Genomic DNA, 18,829 nt, shown 5'->3' with positions numbered 1-18,829 from the left:
TGCCGTCCGTCGGTGCCGACGCTACGGAGCCGACCGGCGGGCCGGACAGAGGCGCACGCCCCGGGCCAGGAGGGGTCGAAGGTCCCGGGCCGGACCGGACCGGTCGGCCCTGACCGCCGGGGGCGCGGCGGCGTGCAATGGAGATGCCACCGGGACGAGCGGTGTGAGGCACAGGAGAGGACGTGGAGACCATGACCGCCACCATCGAGCGGACCACCGCCACCACCAACACCGGTCGGGACGCGGCGCGGGGCACCGGGCACGTCGGGGGCGGCCGGGCCGCGCGGTACGTCTTCGCCGCGGTCCGGATCGCCCTGGGCTGGACGTTCCTCTGGGCCTTCCTCGACAAGACGTTCGGGCTGGGCTTCGCCACCGAGGCGAAGGACGCCTGGCTCAACGGCGGCAGCCCGACCAGGGGCTTCCTCACCTTCGGCGCGGCCGGCCCGTTCCAGGGCCTGTACCAGGACATCGCCGGCGCAGCCTGGGCCGACTGGCTGTTCATGGCCGGGCTGGCCGGCATCGGGGTGGCGCTGCTGCTCGGCATCGGGATGCGGGTCGCGGCGGTCGCGGGTGGCCTGCTCTACGTGCTGATGTGGACGGCCGTGCTGCCCCCGGAGAACAACCCCTTCATGGACGAGCACCTGATCAACGCCGCGGTCCTCGCCGGGCTGGCCCTGGTCAACGCCGGCGACACGCTGGGCCTCGGGCGGGCCTGGGCCGCCCTGCCCCTGGTCCGGCGGCTGCCCTGGCTGCGCTGACCGGTCCATCCCCGACGGTGGGCGTCACCTGCGGTGACGCCCACCGTCGGCGTGTCCGGCGGGGTCCACGGGGATCGGCGGATCGCGATCCGGCAGGATCGACCGGAACGAGGACAACGACCGAAATGGGAGGCCCGCACATGGAGAAGCCCGAGGTAGGCCCGATCGAGGGGACGCCCCCGGCCGACCTGGTGATCGAGGACATCACCGTGGGTGAGGGCGCGGAGGCCCGGCCGGGTCAGACGGCCCGGGTGCACTACGTCGGCGTGGCCCACTCCACCGGCGGCGAGTTCGACGCCTCGTGGAACCGGGGCCAGCCGTTCGAGTTCCCGCTGGGCGGCGGCCGGGTGATCGCCGGCTGGGACCAGGGGGTCGTCGGGATGCGGGTCGGCGGCCGGCGGCGGCTGACCATCCCGCCGCACCTGGGCTACGGCAACCGGGGCGCCGGGGGCCTGATCAAGCCGGGCGAGACGCTGGTCTTCGTGGTCGACCTGCTCGACGTCCGCTGAACGACCCGCACCGCGCGCACCTGCGGGACGCGCGCTGACCCGCTCGACGCGCGCTGACCCGACCTGCCCGACGCGCTGAACGAACCGCGCGACGGGTGGGCCGGACGCATCCGCTCGACGGGGGCGGCGCGGCCCGCCGGCTCCGGACGCTTCGCCGTCCCGGGGCCGGCGGGTGACGCGCGGGTCAGGCGGCCACCAGGTCGCACTCCGGCCGGGTCGGCGTCGTGCGGCAGATCGGGATGACCCGGTGCAGGCCGGTCGCGCGCAGCACCCGCGTCACGACCGGATCCGGGTCGACCAGCACCAGCTCGCCGCCCCGGGCCCGGATCCGCAGGTGCGCGGCGACCAGGGCCCGCACGCCGGTCGCGGCCAGCAGCCGGACACCGGAGAGGTCGAGCCGCAGCACCGGCCGGGGCGGTGCCGCCCAGAGCGCGCCGCGCAGCGTGCCGACCGTGGCCAGGTCGACCTCACCGACGGCCCACATGTCCACCGCGTGCTCGCCGACGCTCATCCGCACGTCGAACCGCTCACTGCGCTCTGCCATGCCCTCGAACCTACCGCCCGGCACCGACAGTTCCACCCGTCCACGGGCCGAATCCGGGTCCTCCCAGGGTAAGACCCTGAGCTGCCCGGATGTCCTCCCCAGGGAGGACACCGCCCCCTGCGGGCCCGCAGGGGTGGTCGGTGGGTCGACCCCCGGGGGAGCCGGGACCGGCTCCCCCGGGGGTCGACCGGGTCAGCCGCCGCGACCGGAGGGCACCGGCGCGGGCGACCCGCCGCTCAGCTTCCCCGGCCCCTGCGGCTTCGGCGCGGCGTGCAGTCCGGGCGGGACCGGCAGCGCGCTGCCCCGGACGTACTCGTCCCAGGTCAGGTTCCAGGCCGTCCACCCGTTGCCGTGCTCCAGGTCGACCTCGGTGCCCTTGACGGTGATCAGGTCGCCGACCTGGGTCACCCCCATCAGCCAGTCGGCCGCCGTGGAGGAGACGTTGGCGCAGCCGTGCGAGACGTTGGTGTTGCCCTGGTCCCCCTCGGACCACGGGGCGGCGTGGATGAACTCGCCACCCCAGGTGTACCGCTGCGCGTCCTCGACGTCCACCACGTACCCGCCGTTCGGATCGCCCCGGGTGTCGAAGGTGGCGTACTCGTGCTTCTCCATGATCACCATTTTGCCGCTGGAACTGGGCGTGCTCGGCTTGCCGAGGCTGACCGGGATCTTGCGCAGGAGCTTGCCGTCCTGGAACACCGACATCTGCTTGGTGGCATTGTCGATCTCCAACGCGACCTGCCGGCCGATCGTCGACGTGGCGGTGCGATCCTCGTCGCCGACCCGGTCCTTGCCGATCGGCAACCCGTCGAGGGCGGACCGTACGCTGATCTTCGTACCCGGACGCCAGAAGTCCGGTGCCCGGTAGTACACCTGACTGCCGTCCTCGACCCAGGACCAGACACCGGGCTGCGGCGGATCGGTCTTCACGAACAATCGTCGTTGCACGTCCGCCCTGGCCTCTTTGGCGATGGGCGGGTCGAACGCGACGGTGACCGGCATCGCGGTGCCGTACGTCCGGTTGCCGGCGAAATACAGTGTGCTGGTCACGGCCGGTCTGGTCGATTCCGCCATGGTGGTGAAGGTCGTCGTGCGGGTGGTGGTCCGGCCCGAGTTCCCGGTCGCGGTCACCTCGGCGGTGTAGGTCCGCTCCGGCTTCAGGGGCGCGGTCGGCACCCAGGTCGACCCGTCCTCCCGGGGCTCCACGCCGACCCGTCCGCCCTTGTCGTCGGTGATCCGGACGCCGGTGACCCGGCCGTCGGTGACGGTGGCCCCCACCTCGGCGCTGATCGGCACGTCCCGGGCCCGGTCGGCCGGGGTCACGGTGCTCACCTCGGGCGGCTTCGCCTGGGCCGCGCGCTCGACGGCTTTCCGTTCCGCGGTGCATCCGGCGACCGTCGACGGTGCGACCACGATCGCCACCGTCAGCAGACCCAACCGCCGTTTCAATCGCATAGCGTCCCCCCGTCTTCGCTGCTCACCTCGACAGTGTCGCCACTGGCCGGTAACGCCGAAGCATTTTCCCGACATTTACCTCAGTGATTAGGTGCGCCAATTTCCGTTTGCCGTCCATCGGCACCGCCGGGGTGCCTCGAACAGAACGCGCCGAGTCGGCACCGACGTACGGGCACCGCCGATCCCGGCCCGCTCGTCCGGTCCACCCCATTCACCTGCGGAAACGACGCGACCGCGAGCCGGGACGGCCGGGCACGAGCCGGACAAGCGGCCGCTTTTGCCTCATCGGAGCAAAAGTTCGACCCAATCAAGCCGACCTTTGCAGTTTCCAGTCGATAGGGTACGGTGACCTTCGTCATAGAATCGTGTCGATAAGGCGATCCGTGTCCGCCACCGCGTGCACGGCCAGCGTCGTGCGCCCGGCCGACGTCGGGTGCCCGGCCGGCGCCGCGTGGGTCGGTCGGTCCGGTGCGCGCCGCGCCACCCTGCCGCCGGAGCCCCGCTCCGGCCGTCGCGGCGTGCCCGGGCGGGGCGTCTCTCGGCACCGGAGCGGGCCGGGCGCCGGGGGCGACCGGCAGGAAGGACCACCATGGACGACGCCAACGGTCATCCCGGACGGTCGGACCGGGGCCCCGTGTCCCGCCGCACCGTCCTGCGCGCGGCCACCGTCTCCGCCGCGGCCCTCGGCACGGCCGGGCTCACCGCCGGCCCGGCCCTGGCCACCGCCGCCGACGACCGCGCCCCGCGCGCCGGACGCCGCCGGGTGCCCGTCGACCAGATCAGCATCCAGCTCTACACGCTGCGCGACCAGCTCGCCATCGACCTGCCCGGCACCCTGGCGGAGCTGCGGCGCATCGGCTACCGCCGGGTGGAGCACGCCGGCTTCGTCGACCGGACGGCGACCGAGTTCCGGGCCGCGCTCGACACCGCCGGCCTGCGCGCCACCTCGGGACACGTCGAGATCCCGCAGCCGTTCGACCCGGCCGCGTGGGAGCGGACCCTGGCCGACGCGGTCACCGTGGGCTGCCGGTACGTCGTGCAGTCGTGGTTCGGGATGGGTCCCGACGGGCTCCCGCTGCGCGACCCGCAGGCGTACCGCCAGTTCGCCCGCGACCTCGACCAGGCCGGGCGGATGGCCGCGCGGGCCGGCCTGCGGTTCGGGTACCACAACCACCACCTCGAGTTCGTGCCGCTGACCGACGGGCGGACCGGGTTCGAGATCCTCGCCGCCGGGACCGATCCCCGCCGGGTCCACTTCGAGCTCGACCTGTTCTGGACCTGGCGCGGCGCGCAGGACCCGGTCGACGTCATCCGGGCCCACCGGGGCCGGATCCGCCAGTTCCACGTCAAGGACATCGACTGGCTGGGCAACTTCGCCGACCTGGGCGACGGGATGATCGACTTCGGCCGGATCTTCGACCGCGCCGGGGAGGCCGGCGTGGAGGAGTACATCGTGGAGCGCGACGACGCCGGGGAGGCCCCCCGGCAGCCGGCCGACGCGCTGGAGACCGCCCGCAAGGGCTTCGTGTACCTGAGTTCGCTGCGGTACTGACGCCACGACATCGGGGGGCTCCCATGACGAACCGTATCGCCGCACTCTCCGTCCTCGTGCTGGTGGCCGCCGGTCTCGCGGTACCGGTCGCGCCGGCCGGCGCGACCGCACCCGACAAGGCTGCCGCGCCGAACGGGGACCGCTTCCAGAAGGTCACCCTCAACGACTTCCCCGGCGAGCCGATCAGCCTCGCCGTGCTGCCGGACCTGCGGGTGCTGCACACCTCCCGGACCGGCCAGGTCCGTATCCACGACCCGCGTACCGGGCTGAACACGATCGCCGCGAACATCCCGGTGTACCTGCACGACGAGGAGGGGTTGCAGGGCGTCGCCGTCGACCCGGACTTCGCCCGCAACCGCTGGGTCTACCTGTACTACTCCCCGCCCGGGAACACCCCGTCGGACGACCCGGACACCCCGGACGTCAACGAGGGCGACGCCCCGGAGTTCGGCACCGCGGCCGACTGGAAGCGGTACCGGGGCGTGCTGCGGCTGTCCCGGTTCACGCTGACCGGGTCGACCCTGGACCTGCGCAGCGAGCAGCGGATCCTCGACGTGCCCACCGACCGGGGCACCTGCTGTCACGTCGGCGGCCAGATCGACTTCGACCGCGCCGGCAACCTGTACCTGTCCACCGGGGACGACACCAACCCGCTGGCCTCCGACGGGTACACGCCGATCGACGAGCGGCCCGACCGCAACCCGGCGTACGACGCGCAGCGCACCTCGGGCAACACCAACGACCTGCGGGGCAAGCTGCTGCGGATCAAGGTCGGCCGGGACGGCCGGTACACCATCCCCAAGGGGAACCTGTTCGCGCCGGGCACGCCGAAGACCCGTCCGGAGATCTACGCGATGGGGCTGCGCAACCCGTTCCGGTTCGCCGTGGACCGCCGCACCGGCGCCGTCTACCTGGGCGACTACTCCCCCGACGCGGCGCGGCCGAGCCCGCAGCGGGGACCGGTGGGCCACGGCCGCTGGATGGTGATCGACGAGCCGGCGAACTACGGCTGGCCGTACTGCGCCACGCCGGACCTGCCCTACGTCGACCACGACTTCGCCACCGGCCGGTCGGGCGCCCCGTTCGACTGCCGCCGGCCGGTCAACGACTCGCCCCGCAACACCGGGCTGCGCCACCTGCCGCCGGTCACGGCACCGCAGGTGTCGTACACCTCCGCCCTCTCGGAGCAGTTCCCGGAGCTGGGCCAGGGCGGCGTCGGCCCGATGGGCGGCCCGGCGTACGAGTACGACCGGCGCAGCACCTCGCGGGTGCGCTGGCCGGCCTCCTACGACGGGGTGCCGCTGTTCTACGAGTGGACCCGCGACTACCTCAAGGAGTTCCGCCTGGACCGGCGGGGCGAGGTGCGCGACATCCGGCCGGTGGCCCCCTCCGTGGTCACCGACAACCCGATGGACCTGGAGTTCGGCCCGGACGGGGCGCTCTACGTGCTGGAGTACGGCGACGGGTACTTCGCCGAGAACCCGGACGCGCAGTTGTCCCGGATCGACTTCGTCCGGGGCAACCACACCCCGGTCCCGACGATCAGCGCGGACGTGCTCGGCGGGCACGCCCCGCTGCGGGTCGCCTTCTCCAGCGTTGGCACCGTCGACCCGGACGGCGACCGGCTGCGGTACGAGTGGGACTTCGACTCCGACGGCCGGGTCGACTCCACGGAGCTGAACCCGACCTTCACCTACCGGCGCAACGGCGTGTACCAGCCGACGCTGAAGGTCACCGACCGCACCGGGCGCTCGGCGGCGGCCAACCTGCCGCTGGTGGTCGGGCCCCGGGCGCCGGGCGTCCAGTTCGTCACCCCCGACGCCGAGCAGCCCTTCGAGTTCGGGCAGACGGTGGCGTTCGAGGTGACGGTGGTCGACGACATGCCGGTGGACTGCTCGCGGGTGAAGGTGACCTACATCCTCGGGCACGACGGGCACGGCCACCCGCTCTCGTCGACGACCGGCTGCACCGGGGCGATCCGCACCTTCCTCGACGACGGGCACGCCGGGTTGGACAACATGGCCGCCGTCTTCGTCGCCGAGTACACCGACGAGCCCAGCGGCGGCCTGCCGGCCCAGACCGGCAGCGCCCTGGTGGCGCTCTACCCGCCGCCGTCGACACCGGCGGCGGTGTGGCAGGCGGGCCGCTGAGCGGACCTCCCCGACATCCCCGGGGTACGCCCGGCCGGGACGCGCGACCGTGCGCCGACCGGCCGGGCACACCGACGGGCGTCGGGGTGCGGGTGGGCCCGCGCCCCGGCCCCGGGCTCAGTCCCAGTCGTGGTCGGTGTCGTTACGCTCCCACCGGCCGCCCACCGGCGGGGTGTCCAGCCGGGTGGCGGCCTCGGCGTTGCCGGCCAGGTCGTTGTCGACCACCCGGCACCCCACACAACTGCCCCGCTCGGTGATCCACAGCCCGTGGGTCTGGGTACGGACGTCCTGGCTGTCCCAGATCCGGTTGCCCCGGATCGTGGCCGCGTCGACGGCCGCGTTGACCGAGATCCCGGCCCGGGTCGTCGGCGCCGCCGGCAACTCGTACGGGCTGCCCGGCAGGGGCGTGTCCCCGCTCCACGCGCTGAACGCGTCCGGCCGGACCGGGGCGAGGGTCAACTCGGTGCCGGTGTTGGCGGCCACCACGGCGGTCCGTCCGCCGACCCGCAGCACCTTGCCCCGGTGCCCGTCGGGCAACCAGTCCGCGGCCCGGTCCACCAGCGACCGCTCGCTGTACCGGACCGACTCGCCCCCGCCGTGGTACGCCCCGGCGCACTGCCGGCCGTTGTTGCGGATCCGGTTGTTCAGCACCGCCGCGTCGGTCATCGGCCGGTCGACCCGGATCGCGTCCAGCCCGTTGCCCCAGAAGTCGTTGCTGTCGACCACGACCTCGGCCCCCGCGCCCCGGTAGCCCCGGCCGTGGCCGAGGTTGTGCTGGTGGAAGCCGTACGCCCCGTTGCCGGTGATCCGGTTGCCCCGCACCGTGTACGGCCCCGGGGTGTTGCCCATGCTGACCCCGTCGCGGACGTTGCCGTCGATGACGCAGTCGGTCAGCAACCCGCCCCGGCCGGCGACCCCGGCGGTCCCCTCGGCCGAGACGTCGAAGCCGGCCTCCAGGTTGCCGGTCATCGTGCAGGCGGAGACGATCAGCCCGTCCGCGCCCCAGTCGGAGATGCCGAACCGGTTGCCCTGGCTGTGGCAGCCGACGATCCGGTACCCGCGCGGCGGCAGCCAGGCCTCCTTCTGCAACTCGAGGAAGATGCCGTTGGTGCCGTTGCCCACGGTGGTGCAGTTGGCGATGGTGAGCCGCTCGACGGTGCCCCACCCGCCGATGCCGATCCCGATCCCCGCCCCGCCCATCTCCTCGCCGTTGTCCAGCCGGCCGCAGCCGACCACCACCACCCCCTCGATCAGGCTGTCCTGGAGGAAGTCGCAGCCCAGGCCGGTGGCGGCGGTGTGGTGGATGTACAGGTTGCGGAACGCCCCGCGCACCACGTACTGCAGGCCCAGCCCCTTGGCCAGGTAGCTGTACTCGGCCATGGCCACGCCGGAGCCGTCGATCTCGAAGTCGGCGAAGGTGCAGTCGGCGATGTGCCGGTCCCGGTCGGCGCCGTGCTGCACGGTGGTCCAGAAGGCCAGCGGGGTCGGGTCCGACCGGTTGCCCTCGTTGCTGAGCAGGAAGCGGGTCGCCCCGGGGCCCGCGCCGACCAGGGAGACGCCGCTGCGCCACACCGTCCCGGCGTCCCGGATCGAGTAGATGCCCGGCGGGCAGTAGATCACCCGGGCCCGCCCGTCGGCGGCGTAGCCGTCGCCGAGCCGGTCCACCAGCGCGGCCAGCGCCGGCTGGTCGTTGGTCACCCCGTCGCCGCACAGCCCGTACTCCTGCGCGTCGCAGTACAGCGGCGCACCGGCGACGGCCGGTCGGTGGTACCGGACGGCGGGGGGCAGGGCCTGGAACGGCACGGGCGCTCCCTTCGGCGTACGGACCCGTCCGGCGGCGCATTCCCGGTGCCGGCGTCCGGAAACACCGCCGCCGGCACCCCACGCGCCGGAGCCGGGGTGCCGGCGAGCCCGCTCCCGGACCCGGCCCCGGTGCCGGGGGCCGGGGCCGGGAGCCGTCAGGTGTGGGCGATCAGCAGCGCCGGCTGCTCGACGCAGTCGGCGACGTGCCGCAGGAAGCCGCCCGCCACGCCGCCGTCGCAGACCCGGTGGTCGAAGGTCAGGCTGAGCTGGGTGACCTTGCGGACGGCCAGGCTCCCGTCGACCACCCACGGCTTGTCCACGATCCGGCCGATGCCGAGCAGCGCCGCCTCCGGGTGGTTGATGATCGGGGTGGAGCCGTCGACCCCGAACACCCCGTAGTTGTTCAGGGTGAAGGTGCCGCCGGTGAGCCGGGCCGGCGGCAGCGTGCCGGCGCGGGCGGCGGCCGTGGTCGCGGCCAGGTCGGCGGCGAGGTCGGCGGTGGTCAGCCGCTGCGCGTCGCGCAGCACCGGCACCACCAGGCCCCGGTCGGTCTGGGTGGCGATGCCCAGGTGCACGCCCCGGGACTGGACGATCCGCTGCCCGGCGGTGTCGACGTGCGCGTTGAGCTGCGGGAAGCGCCGCAGACCGGAGAGGCAGACCCGGGCCAGCAGGGCCAGGATGCTCACCGGCTGCTCCGGCCGGGCCGCGTTGATCGCCGCCCGGGTGGCCAGCAGCCCGGTGGCGTCCACGTCGACCCAGATGGTCACCTCGGGGATCTCCCGCCGGCTGCGGGAGAGCTTGTCGGCGATCGCCCGCCGGATGCCGGTGAGCGGGATGACCAGGTCGTCCCCCGGCTCCGCCGGGTCCGGCAGGGCGGGCACCGCCGCCAGCCGGGCGCCCGGACCACCGGTGGTGGCGGCCGGGACCGGGCCGGCGGCCGACGCGGCGAGCGCGGCCTCCACGTCGGCGCGCCGGATCACCCCGCCGGGGCCGGTGCCGGTCAGCCCGGCCAGGTCCACGCCCCGGTCGCGGGCCAGCCGGCGCACGATCGGCGAGATCACCCGCGGCGCGCCGGACGCCGGGGCGGTCGCGGCACCTGCCGCCGGGGCCGCCGCCGGCCGCGCGGCGGGCGCGGCGGCGGGAGCAGCGGGCACGGGGGCGGGCGCGGCGGGCACGGGGGCGGGCGCGGCGGGCACGGCGGCGGCGGGCCCGGGCGGGGCCGCCGGGGCCGGCGCCTCGGGGGCGACGGCGAGGCGGGCGCGGCGACGCCGCCGGCCGGCGTCGCCGTGCCCGGTGCCGTACCCGATCAGGACGTTGCCCGAGCCGGCGCGCTCCTCCTCGCGGTAGGTGGCGTGCCCGGCGGGCTCCGCGCCGGCGGTCCCGGCCGCCGCGATGGTGATCAGCGGCTGGCCGACCGGGCGGACCTCCCCGGCCGCCCCGTGCAGGGCCACCACCCGCCCGGCGTACGGGCAGGGCACGTCGACGACCGCCTTGGCCGTCTCCACCTCCACCACGGACTGGTCAACGGTCACCGTGTCACCGACCGCGACCCGCCACTCGACGATCTCCGCCTCGGTCAGCCCCTCGCCGAGATCGGGCAGCAGGAACACCTGCTCGCTGCGCGCGCTCATGCCGCGTCGCCCTCGGTGAGCCAGCGCGGGTCCGGCTGGTCGTCGAACTGGAGCCGGGCCACCGTGTCGAGCACCCGGTCCACGCTCGGCAGGTGGGTGTGCTCCAGCATCGGCGCCGGGTACGGGATGTCCAGGCCGCTGACCCGCAGCACCGGGGCGTGCAGGGCGTGGAAGCAGCGTTCCTGCACCCGGGCGGCGATCTCCGCGCCGACCCCGGCGAAGCCCTGCGCCTCGGTGATCACCACGCAGCGCCCGGTGCGCCGGACCGAGGCGGTGACGGTGGCGTCGTCGAACGGCACGATGCTGCGCACGTCCACCACCTCCAGGTCCCAGCCCTCCTCCCGGGCCGCCTCGGCGGACTCCAGCGCCACCGGCACCGACGGGCCGTACGCGACCAGGGTCGCGTCGCGGCCGGGCCGGCGGACCACCGCCCGGCCGATCGGCTCGGTCCGGGCCGGCAGCGCCGCCTCGGCGCTGGAGAAGTAGAGCTTCTTCGGCTCCAGGAACACCACCGGGTCCGGGTCGTCGATGGCGGCGCGCAGCAGCGAGTACGCGTCGTCCACGGTGGCCGGGGTGACCACCTTCAGCCCGGGGGTGTGCGCGTAGTACGCCTCGGAGGAGTCGCAGTGGTGCTCCACCCCGCCGATCCCACCGGCGTACGGCACCCGGATCACCATCGGCACGCTCAGCGCGCCCCGGGTACGGTTGCGCAGCTTCGCCACGTGCGAGGCGATCTGCTCGAAGGCCGGGTACGCGAAGGCGTCGAACTGCATCTCGACCACCGGCCGCAGCCCGGACATGGCCAGCCCGACCGCGAAGCCGACGATGCCGGCCTCGGCGAGCGGGGTGTCGAAGCACCGCTTGTCGCCGAACCGGGCCTGGAGTCCGTCGGTGATCCGGAAGACGCCGCCGAGCTGCCCGACGTCCTCGCCGAAGACCAGCACCCGCTCGTCGTCGGCCATCGCGTCGGCGAGCGCGGCGTTGAGCGCCTTCGCCATCGTGGTGGCGGCCATCAGCGCGTCCCCCGCTCGTCGTCGGCCGCCGCGGCGGCCAGTTCGGCGCGGACCTGCTCACGCTGCTCGACGAGCTGCGGGGTGGGTTCGGCGTAGACGTGCTCGAAGAGGCTCAGCGGGTCCACCGTCGGGGTGTCGTGCATCCGTTCCCGCAGCCGGGCGGCGTACGCCTCGGCCTCCTCGGCGACCGCCGCGACGGTGGCGTCGTCGAGCCCGTCGGTGGCCCGCAGGTACGCCTCCAGCCGGGCGACCGGGTCCCGGTCCCGCCAGGCGTCGACCTCGGCCCCGTCCCGGTAGCGGGTGGCGTCGTCGGCGTTGGTGTGCGGCTCCATCCGGTACGTGTGCGCCTCGACCAGGTACGGACCGTGGCCGGCGCGGGCGTGCGCGACGGCCCGGGTGAGCACGGCCAGCACCGCTGCCGGGTCGTTGCCGTCGACCTGCTCGCTGGGCACCCCGTACCCGACGCCCTTGTGGGCCAGGGTCGGGGCGGCGGTCTGCCGGGACAGCGGGACGCTGATCGCGTACTTGTTGTTCTGCACCAGGTAGACCACGGGCGCCTTGAACACGGCGGCGAAGTTGAGCCCCTCGTGGAAGTCACCCTCGCTGGTCGCGCCGTCGCCGATGTAGACGAAGGCGACGGTGTCGCGGCCCTGGAGGGACTCGCCGTGGGCGACGCCGGCCGCGTGCACGCACTGGGTGGCCAACGGGGTGCACTGCGGGGCGGTCCGGCGGGCCGCCGGGTCGTACCCGCAGTGCCAGTCGCCGCGCAGCAGGGTGAGCACCTCGACCGGGTCCAGGCCCCGGCTGACCAGCGCCATCGACTCGCGGTACGTGGGGAAGACCCAGTCGGTGTCGCGCAGCGCGAGCATCGGGGCGACCTGGCAGGCCTCCTGCCCCCGGGAGGACGGGTAGACGGCCAGCCGGCCCTGCTTGGTCAGCGCGGTGGCCTGGGCGTCGAAGCGGCGGCCCACCACCATCCGCCGGTACAGCTCCCGCAGGACCCCGGCGTCGGGGACCGGGTAATCGGCGTGCGGTGGCAGCGCGCCGCCGGCGGGGTCGAGCAGTCGGACCGGTTCGGCGGCGGGGAGCAGACCGGCGGCCGGATCGACGGCGGTGGCCGTCTTCTTCGCCGGGCGGCGGGTGCGCGGGGATGCCCTGCGGACCGCCTGGGGTGTGGTCGTCACGGCGGGGACCTCCTGGACGTGTGGTGGGCCTATGCTCCCCGCAGAGGATGATTGACTCAAGATCCGCCGGCAAGGCGGGACGAATGGCATACGACAGGGGTGGGGATGAGCCAGGAGACCGCCATTCCCGGGGGCGGGACGGGCGGCCCGGGACGTTCGGCCGGGCCGTTGGACGAGGTCGACCGGCGGATCCTGGCCGAGCTGACCCGCGACGGCCGGATGTCGGTACGGACCCTGGCCGACCAGGTGCACGTCTCCCGCACCAACGCGTACGCCCGGCTGGAGCGGCTGCTGCGCGACGGCGTGGTCACCGGGTTCCGGGCGCAGGTCGCCCCGGAGCCGGCCGGGCTGGGCACCTCGGCGTACGTGGCGCTGACCATCGAGCAGAACACCTGGCGGGAGGTGTCGGCGGAGCTGGCCCGGGTGCGCTACATCGAGCACGCCGCGCTGATCGGCGGCGACCACGACGTCCTGGCGCTGGTCCGGGCCCCGGACAACGCCGCCCTGCGGGACGTGGTGCTCAACCGGGTGCAGAGCATCGCCGGGGTGCTGTCCACCCGGACGTGGCTGGTCTTCGAGGAGTTCGACGGGGCGCAGAGCCCCTGGGAGTGAGCCGCCCGGCCGGCGCGGAGCCGGCCGCCGGGTCGACGGTGGGCCGGTCAGCGGGGCGCGGGCGGGGCGGGCAGGCCGTCGCGGTCGGCCAGGTCCAGCAGCGGCTGGAGCGAGTACCGCGCCCCGTCCAGGCCGGCGTGCGGGTCGCCCCGGTCGGCGAACCGGGCCGGCACGCTGACCACGTCGAAGTCCTCCGGCCGGGCGTCGTTCAGCTCCGCCCAGTCCAGCGGCGCGCTGACCAGCGCCGCCGGCGTCGGGCGGATCGAGTACGCCGAGGTCATGGTGTGGTCCCGCGCCATCTGGTTGTAGTCGATGAAGACCGGCCGGTCCCGCTGGTCCCGCCACCAGGTGGTGGTGACCAGGTCGGGGCGGCGACGGCGCACCTCGTGGCCGAGCGCCAGCACCGCCCGGCGGCAGTCGCCGAAGCTCCACCGGGGCTCGATGCTGAGATAGACGTGCAGGCCCCGGCCGCCGGTGGTCTTCGGCCAGCCGGTCAGCCCCAGCTCGGCGAGGACCGCCCGGACCTCGTGCGCCACCGGGACGACCTGGTCGAAGCCGACCCCCGGCTGCGGGTCGAGGTCCACCCGTAGCTGGTCGGGACGGTCCACGTCGCCCGTCGACACCGGCCAGGGGTGGAAGCGCAGGGTGCCCAGGTTCACCGCCCAGATCACCACCGCCAGGTCGTCCGGGGCGACCTCGTCGGCGGTCCGGCCGCTGGGAAGGTGAGGTGCGCGGTGCGGACCCAGTCCGGGGCGCCGGCCGGCAGCCGTTTCTGGTAGAAGGCGTCGCCCCGGTTGTCCTGCCGGGTACCGATCCGGACGCCGGGCAGCACGCCCCGGGGCCACCGCTCCAGCATGGTGGGCCGGTCCCGCAGGGCCCGCAGGATGCCGTCGCCGACGGCGAGGAAGTACCGCACCACGTCCAGCTTGGTCAGACCCCGCTCGGGAAAGTACGGCCGGTCGGGGTTGGAGACGCGGACGGTCCGCTGCCCGACCCGGAGTTCCTCGGCTGCCGCCATGCGACCACGGTACGACGCCCACCGGCACCGCCGGGGACGGTTGCCACCGGTCGCGGGCGGGTGGCCGGGCCGGTGCCGCCGGTCAGGGCTTGCGGGCCAGCCCGCCGTACTGCGGCACCATGGCCTCGTCGGCGTCGTCGGGACGCCAGCGGGCGCAGGAGACCAGCCCCGGCTCGACCAGCTCCAGCCCGGTGAAGAAGCGGCCGATCTCGGCGCCGGTCCGGGCCCGGATCGGCGGGGAGGCGTGCGCGTTCCAGAAGGCCATCGCCGCCACGTTCGCCTCGCCGCCGAGCTCGACGGTGGGGTGGGTCAGGGCCAGGTAGCTTCCGGACGGCATCACGTCGAGCAGCCGGCGCACTATCGCGACCGCCACCTCGGTGTCCTGGACGAAGTTGAGGATGCCCAGCATCATCACCGCCACCGGCTGGTCGAGGTCGAGGGTGCGGGCCGCGCCGGCCAGGATCTCCTCGGGGCGGTGCACGTCGGCGTCGAGGTAGTCCGTGGCGCCCTCCGGCGAACTGGTCAGCAACGCGCGGGCGTGCACCAGCACCATCGGGTCGTTGTCCACGTAGACGACCCGCGAACGCGGATCGACGGCCTGGGCGAGCTGGTGGGTGTTGTCGGCGGTGGGCAGCCCGGTGCCGATGTCCAGGAACTGCCGCACGCCCAGGTCGCCGGCGAGGTGCCGGACCACCCGGGCCAGGAAGCGCCGGTCCGCGCGGGCCACCTCCCCGATGACCGGGAACATCGACCGGATCCGGTCGCCGACCGCCCGGTCCGACTCGAAGTTGTCCTTGCCGCCGAGCCAGTAGTTCCACACCCGGGCGTTGTGCGCCACCGAGGGATCGGGGCGCGGGGCCGTGGGGTGGGCGTCGACGCCACTGGCCTGGGACACGAGCACTCCTCTGTCGTCACGATTGCCGGGACAGCGTAACGGATCACACCGGCGCGACGCCTCCACAGCGGAGGGTCCACACCGGCTGGTCGACGCCGTAGGTCGCGCAGCACCTCGGAGGCGACCAGCGGGTCGAGATCACCGAAGCGCACCTTCCCGTCGGGACGCCAGTCACCGGACGGCACGTCGCCGGCACCGTGTCGCCCAGGTGCAGCGGATGGGCGATCCGACCACCGCGTCGTCGGCCAGCGCGTACGGCTCCGCGTCGATCGTGGCGAGCGTGCCGCCCCCGGCGACGCGGAACGCCGCACCGGGCGGGTCGGCGGTGTCCACGGCGAGCCAGACCAGGCGCCGGTGCGCGACGGCCACCGACGGACGGTACCGTCGGCGGCCGTGCCGCACACGCGGGGTGACCGGGCGGCCGTCGCCGCCCGGCCACCAGGCGGTCAGCCGTTCTCCTGCTGCAACCGCGTCGCCAGCATGCGCTTGCCCTGCTCGCCGGCCTCGCGGCTGTTCTCCTGGAGCGCACGGAACCAGGTGGCCAGCTCCGTGTCGCCGCGTTCCTCGGCGTCGACGATGTACGTCTCCATCCGCCAGATGTGCTCCAGCGACAGTTGCAGCGCGTGGATGAGGTCGTAGTTCTTGTCCTTCACCGGGCTGATCGGCTCCCTGACCATCGTCGCCACGGCGCACCTCCCTGTGGTGTCGGCTGTGCTGCCACCAGCGCTTACCCGGCCCCGCCACCTCCACTCGTCCGCCCTGGCCGCGCGGTGCCCGGGAACCGGACACCCGGGGACACGTGGGACGGGGGCGGCTCGACGGTCAGGCGGGTGGCGGGGGCAGGATGCGGCGGAGCCGGCCCGGCGGGGTGGGGCGTTGCCGCCACTCCCTCGGGTAACCGACCGACACCTCCTCGAACCGGACACCGTCGTGCCAGGTGGTCCGGGGGATGTGCAGGTGGCCGTAGACGACCGCGGCGGCGTCGAAGCGCAGGTGCCAGTCGGCGGTGGCCTCGGTGCCGCACCACTGGGCGAAGATCGGGTACCGCAGCACCCGGGTCGGCTCCCGCACCAGCGGGTAGTGGTTGACCAGCACGGTGGGCAGCGCCCCGTCCCGCTCGGCCAGCCGGCGTTCGGTCAGCGCCAGCCGGGCCGCGCACCACGCCGACCGGCTCGGGTACGGGTCCGGGTGGAGCAGGTACTCGTCGGTGCAGACCACCCCGACCCGGTGCGCCTCGGCCAGCGCCGCCTCCGGGGTGTCCAGCCCCTCCGGACGCCAACTGTGGTCGTAGAGCAGGAACAGGGGCGCGACCAGCACCGGCCCGCCGACGCCGGTCCAGACCGGGTACGGGTCCTCCGGGGTGACGACGCCCAGGGCCCGGCACCGCTGCACCAGGTGCTCGTAGCGCGCGACGCCACGCAGCGTGACGGGATCCCCCGGCGGGGTCCACAGCTCGTGGTTGCCCGGCGCCCAGACGACCTTCGCGAACCGGTCGGCCAGCAGCCCGAGTGCCCACTCGACGTCGGCCACCGTGTCGGCGACGTCCCCGGCGACCAGCAGCCAGTCGCCCGGCGTCTGCGGGTGCAGCGCCTCGACGATGGCCCGGTTCTCCGGGTGGCCGATGTGCAGATCGCTGATGGCGAGCAACCGCGCGCCCTGGTCCCCCGCCATGCCAGCGATCCTAGGCAATGGAGCCCCCGCCCGCGACCCCCGGACGACCGGGCCGGGCCACGGCCGTCGTGAGGTGTGCCGGACCGGCCGGGACGGACCCGGTAGGATCACCACGGGCCGTGACTGGCGCGTGAAGATGGAGAACCATCGGGGAGCGGTCCCGTCATCAGCGACGCATGCCGAGCGCCTGGGCCTTCCCGTACGTCCTGAGGAGGTCGCATGTCGTCGTCCAGCGCCGAGTCCACCGCGTTCCGCAGCGCGCTTGAGGTGATCCGCGCCGTCGAGCCCCGGGTGGCCGACGCGATCGGCGCGGAGCTGACCGACCAGCGCGAGTCGCTCAAGCTGATCGCCAGCGAGAACTACGCCTCCCCCGCCACCCTGCTGGCGATGGGGAACTGGTTCAGCGACAAGTACGCCGAGGGCACCGTGGGCCGCCGCTTCTACGCCGGCTGCCAGAACGTCGACACCGTCGAGGCGCTCGCCGCCGAGCACGCCCGGGAGCTGTTCGGGGCGGCGCACGCGTACGTGCAGCCGCACTCGGGCATCGACGCCAACCTGGTCGCGTTCTGGGCGGTGCTGGCCGACCGGGTGGAGGCCCCGGCCCTGCGCAAGGCCCAGGCCAAGCACGTCAACGACCTGACCGAGCAGGACTGGTACGCGTTGCGCCGGGAGCTGGGCAACCAGCGGATGCTGGGCATGTCGCTGGACGCGGGCGGCCACCTGACCCACGGGTTCCGGCCGAACATCTCCGGCAAGATGTTCGACCAGCGCAGCTACGGCACCGACCCGGCGACCGGGCTGATCGACTACGACCGGGTGGCCGAGGCGGCCCGCGAGTTCAAGCCGCTGATCCTGGTCGGTGGCTACTCCGCGTACCCCCGGAAGGTCAACTTCCGGATCCTGCGGGAGATCGCCGACTCCGTCGGCGCCGCCTTCATGGTCGACATGGCCCACTTCGCCGGCCTGGTCGCCGGGAAGGTCTTCACCGGCGACTTCGACCCGGTGCCGCACGCGCACATCGTCACCACCACCACCCACAAGTCGCTGCGCGGCCCGCGCGGCGGCATGGTGCTCTGCGGGCCGGAGCTGGCCGACCAGGTCGACCGGGGCTGCCCGATGGTGCTCGGCGGCCCGCTGCCGCACGTGATGGCCGCCAAGGCGGTCGCCCTGGCCGAGGCCCGGCAGCCCGCCTTCGCCGACTACGCCCAGCGCATCGTGGACAACGCGCAGGCCCTCGCCGACGGGCTGCTGCGCCGGGGCGCGAAGCTGGTCACCGGCGGCACCGACAACCACCTGGTCCTCATCGACGTCACCGGGTACGGGCTGACCGGTCGGCAGGCCGAGCAGGCGCTGCTCGACTCGGGCATCGTCACCAACCGCAACGCGGTCCCCCAGGACCCGAACGGGGCCTGGTACACCTCCGGCGTCCGGATCGGCACCCCGGCGCTGACCACCCGGGGCCTCGGCACCGCCGAGATGGACGCCACCGCCGAGCTGATCCACACCGTGCTCGCCCAGACCAGCCCCGGCGCCAACGCCGACGGCACCGGCTCGAAGGCCAAGTACGTCCTGGACCCGGCCCTCGCCGACAAGGTCAGCCGCCAGGCCACCGACCTGCTGTCCGGCTTCCCCCTCTACCCCACCGTCTCCCTCGGCTGACCTCCTCCACCGCCACGGACGGTGACCAAGGGGTTTGCGGCGGCGACCGGCGTCTCGCGGGTCGCGCCGCAAACCCCTTGATCGTTCGGGCGGGTGGGAGCGGGGCTCAGGCCAGGGGGCGCTTGAGGTGGTAGCGGTGGACCTCGGTGCTGCCCTGGACGTTGTTCACGTCCTCGGCGGCGGTGACCAGCTCCCAGCCCTGCCGGCCGACCCGGTTCAGGTGGGCGACGGCGGTGTCGCCGTACGCGGTGACGTCGGTGCGCGAACCGTCGGGGCCGTACCAGATGAACGAGACGCTGAAACTGCGGCCCTGTCCCTGGTACCGGCGGACCAGCAAGGCGTATTCCCAGGCAACCATCGGTCCATTATCGCCGT

At 74.1% G+C, this 18,829-nt stretch carries 18 protein-coding genes, 1 pseudogene and 1 riboswitch; of the genes and pseudogenes, 6 read left to right on the top strand and 13 right to left on the bottom strand.

What is annotated here, in order from left to right; all coding sequences use genetic code 11:
* The first annotated feature begins 182 nt into the window (after positions 1 to 182).
* Complete coding sequence (locus ACQUFX_RS07800) at positions 183 to 758, top strand: hypothetical protein (RefSeq protein ID WP_428965353.1); 576 nt, start codon at positions 183 to 185, stop codon at positions 756 to 758.
* 140 nt (positions 759 to 898) lie between these two features.
* Entirely contained in the window at positions 899 to 1,267 is a 369-nt protein-coding gene (locus ACQUFX_RS07795) for an FKBP-type peptidyl-prolyl cis-trans isomerase (protein ID WP_428965352.1), read from the top strand.
* Positions 1,268 to 1,451: 184 nt separating this feature from the next.
* Here ACQUFX_RS07795 and ACQUFX_RS07790 read toward each other — a convergent pair whose 3' ends face one another.
* Both ACQUFX_RS07790 and ACQUFX_RS07785 read right to left on the bottom strand, forming a co-directional pair.
* Positions 1,452 to 1,811, bottom strand: coding sequence for an STAS domain-containing protein (locus ACQUFX_RS07790; protein WP_428965351.1), 360 nt, complete (start codon positions 1,809 to 1,811; stop codon positions 1,452 to 1,454).
* Between the two features lie 192 nt (positions 1,812 to 2,003).
* Positions 2,004 to 3,248 (bottom strand): L,D-transpeptidase, encoded by a 1,245-nt coding sequence (locus tag ACQUFX_RS07785; RefSeq protein WP_428966893.1) that lies wholly within the window; start codon positions 3,246 to 3,248, stop codon positions 2,004 to 2,006.
* A gap of 607 nt (positions 3,249 to 3,855) precedes the next feature.
* Between ACQUFX_RS07785 and ACQUFX_RS07780 the strand changes: the two genes are divergently transcribed.
* Entirely contained in the window at positions 3,856 to 4,818 is a 963-nt protein-coding gene (locus ACQUFX_RS07780) for a sugar phosphate isomerase/epimerase family protein (RefSeq protein ID WP_428965350.1), read from the top strand.
* Between the two features lie 23 nt (positions 4,819 to 4,841).
* Positions 4,842 to 6,968, top strand: coding sequence for a PQQ-dependent sugar dehydrogenase (locus ACQUFX_RS07775; protein ID WP_428965349.1), 2,127 nt, complete (start codon positions 4,842 to 4,844; stop codon positions 6,966 to 6,968).
* A gap of 117 nt (positions 6,969 to 7,085) precedes the next feature.
* On the opposite strand, the gene ACQUFX_RS07770 is transcribed toward ACQUFX_RS07775, so the two are convergent.
* The 4 genes from ACQUFX_RS07770 to pdhA form a co-directional block, all read right to left on the bottom strand.
* Positions 7,086 to 8,771: a right-handed parallel beta-helix repeat-containing protein gene (locus ACQUFX_RS07770; RefSeq protein WP_428965348.1), complete on the bottom strand. Its 1,686-nt coding sequence runs from the start codon at positions 8,769 to 8,771 to the stop codon at positions 7,086 to 7,088.
* 155 nt (positions 8,772 to 8,926) lie between these two features.
* Positions 8,927 to 10,402: a dihydrolipoamide acetyltransferase family protein gene (locus tag ACQUFX_RS07765; RefSeq protein WP_428965346.1), complete on the bottom strand. Its 1,476-nt coding sequence runs from the start codon at positions 10,400 to 10,402 to the stop codon at positions 8,927 to 8,929.
* Positions 10,399 to 11,415, bottom strand: a complete 1,017-nt coding sequence (locus ACQUFX_RS07760) for an alpha-ketoacid dehydrogenase subunit beta (RefSeq protein WP_067372585.1) — start codon at positions 11,413 to 11,415, stop codon at positions 10,399 to 10,401. The genes ACQUFX_RS07765 and ACQUFX_RS07760 overlap by 4 nt, the downstream gene beginning before the upstream one ends.
* Positions 11,415 to 12,632: a pyruvate dehydrogenase (acetyl-transferring) E1 component subunit alpha gene (gene pdhA / locus ACQUFX_RS07755; RefSeq protein ID WP_428966892.1), complete on the bottom strand. Its 1,218-nt coding sequence runs from the start codon at positions 12,630 to 12,632 to the stop codon at positions 11,415 to 11,417. Before pdhA ends, ACQUFX_RS07760 begins: the two co-directional genes overlap by 1 nt.
* A gap of 72 nt (positions 12,633 to 12,704) precedes the next feature.
* Between pdhA and ACQUFX_RS07750 the strand changes: the two genes are divergently transcribed.
* A complete protein-coding gene (locus ACQUFX_RS07750; protein ID WP_428965345.1) occupies positions 12,705 to 13,211 on the top strand; it encodes an Lrp/AsnC family transcriptional regulator in 507 nt (168 codons plus the stop codon).
* Positions 13,212 to 13,258: 47 nt separating this feature from the next.
* On the opposite strand, the gene ACQUFX_RS07745 is transcribed toward ACQUFX_RS07750, so the two are convergent.
* The 6 genes and pseudogenes from ACQUFX_RS07745 to ACQUFX_RS07720 all read right to left on the bottom strand — a co-directional run bounded on the left by ACQUFX_RS07745 (position 13,259) and on the right by ACQUFX_RS07720 (position 16,795).
* Positions 13,259 to 14,056: a DNA polymerase domain-containing protein gene (locus ACQUFX_RS07745; protein ID WP_428965344.1), complete on the bottom strand. Its 798-nt coding sequence runs from the start codon at positions 14,054 to 14,056 to the stop codon at positions 13,259 to 13,261.
* 41 nt (positions 14,057 to 14,097) lie between these two features.
* Positions 14,098 to 14,229: pseudogene (locus ACQUFX_RS07740) on the bottom strand (ATP-dependent DNA ligase); the annotation flags it as partial.
* An 82-nt stretch (positions 14,230 to 14,311) separates the two neighbouring features.
* Positions 14,312 to 15,124 carry an SAM-dependent methyltransferase gene (locus ACQUFX_RS07735; RefSeq protein WP_428965343.1) on the bottom strand — a complete coding sequence of 271 codons (813 nt, stop codon included), beginning with the start codon at positions 15,122 to 15,124 and terminating at the stop codon, positions 14,312 to 14,314.
* Positions 15,125 to 15,295: 171 nt separating this feature from the next.
* Entirely contained in the window at positions 15,296 to 15,493 is a 198-nt protein-coding gene (locus ACQUFX_RS07730; RefSeq protein WP_428965342.1) for a hypothetical protein, read from the bottom strand.
* Positions 15,494 to 15,570: 77 nt separating this feature from the next.
* Positions 15,571 to 15,801: a hypothetical protein gene (locus ACQUFX_RS07725; protein WP_428966891.1), complete on the bottom strand. Its 231-nt coding sequence runs from the start codon at positions 15,799 to 15,801 to the stop codon at positions 15,571 to 15,573.
* 145 nt (positions 15,802 to 15,946) lie between these two features.
* Entirely contained in the window at positions 15,947 to 16,795 is an 849-nt protein-coding gene (locus ACQUFX_RS07720) for a metallophosphoesterase family protein (protein ID WP_428965341.1), read from the bottom strand.
* 109 nt (positions 16,796 to 16,904) lie between these two features.
* Positions 16,905 to 16,995: riboswitch (ZMP/ZTP riboswitch) on the top strand.
* Positions 16,996 to 17,014: 19 nt separating this feature from the next.
* Between ACQUFX_RS07720 and ACQUFX_RS07715 the strand changes: the two genes are divergently transcribed.
* Entirely contained in the window at positions 17,015 to 18,454 is a 1,440-nt protein-coding gene (locus tag ACQUFX_RS07715) for a glycine hydroxymethyltransferase (RefSeq protein ID WP_428965340.1), read from the top strand.
* Between the two features lie 106 nt (positions 18,455 to 18,560).
* Here the strand turns inward: ACQUFX_RS07715 and ACQUFX_RS07710 are convergent, their stop codons facing one another.
* Positions 18,561 to 18,812: a hypothetical protein gene (locus tag ACQUFX_RS07710; protein WP_067372604.1), complete on the bottom strand. Its 252-nt coding sequence runs from the start codon at positions 18,810 to 18,812 to the stop codon at positions 18,561 to 18,563.
* Between the last annotated feature and the right edge of the window lie 17 nt (positions 18,813 to 18,829).

This window comes from Micromonospora fluostatini, assembly GCF_050410825.1.
GTDB classification, from domain to species: domain Bacteria; phylum Actinomycetota; class Actinomycetes; order Mycobacteriales; family Micromonosporaceae; genus Micromonospora; species Micromonospora rosaria.
This window is presented reverse-complemented; position numbering and strand designations above follow the sequence as displayed.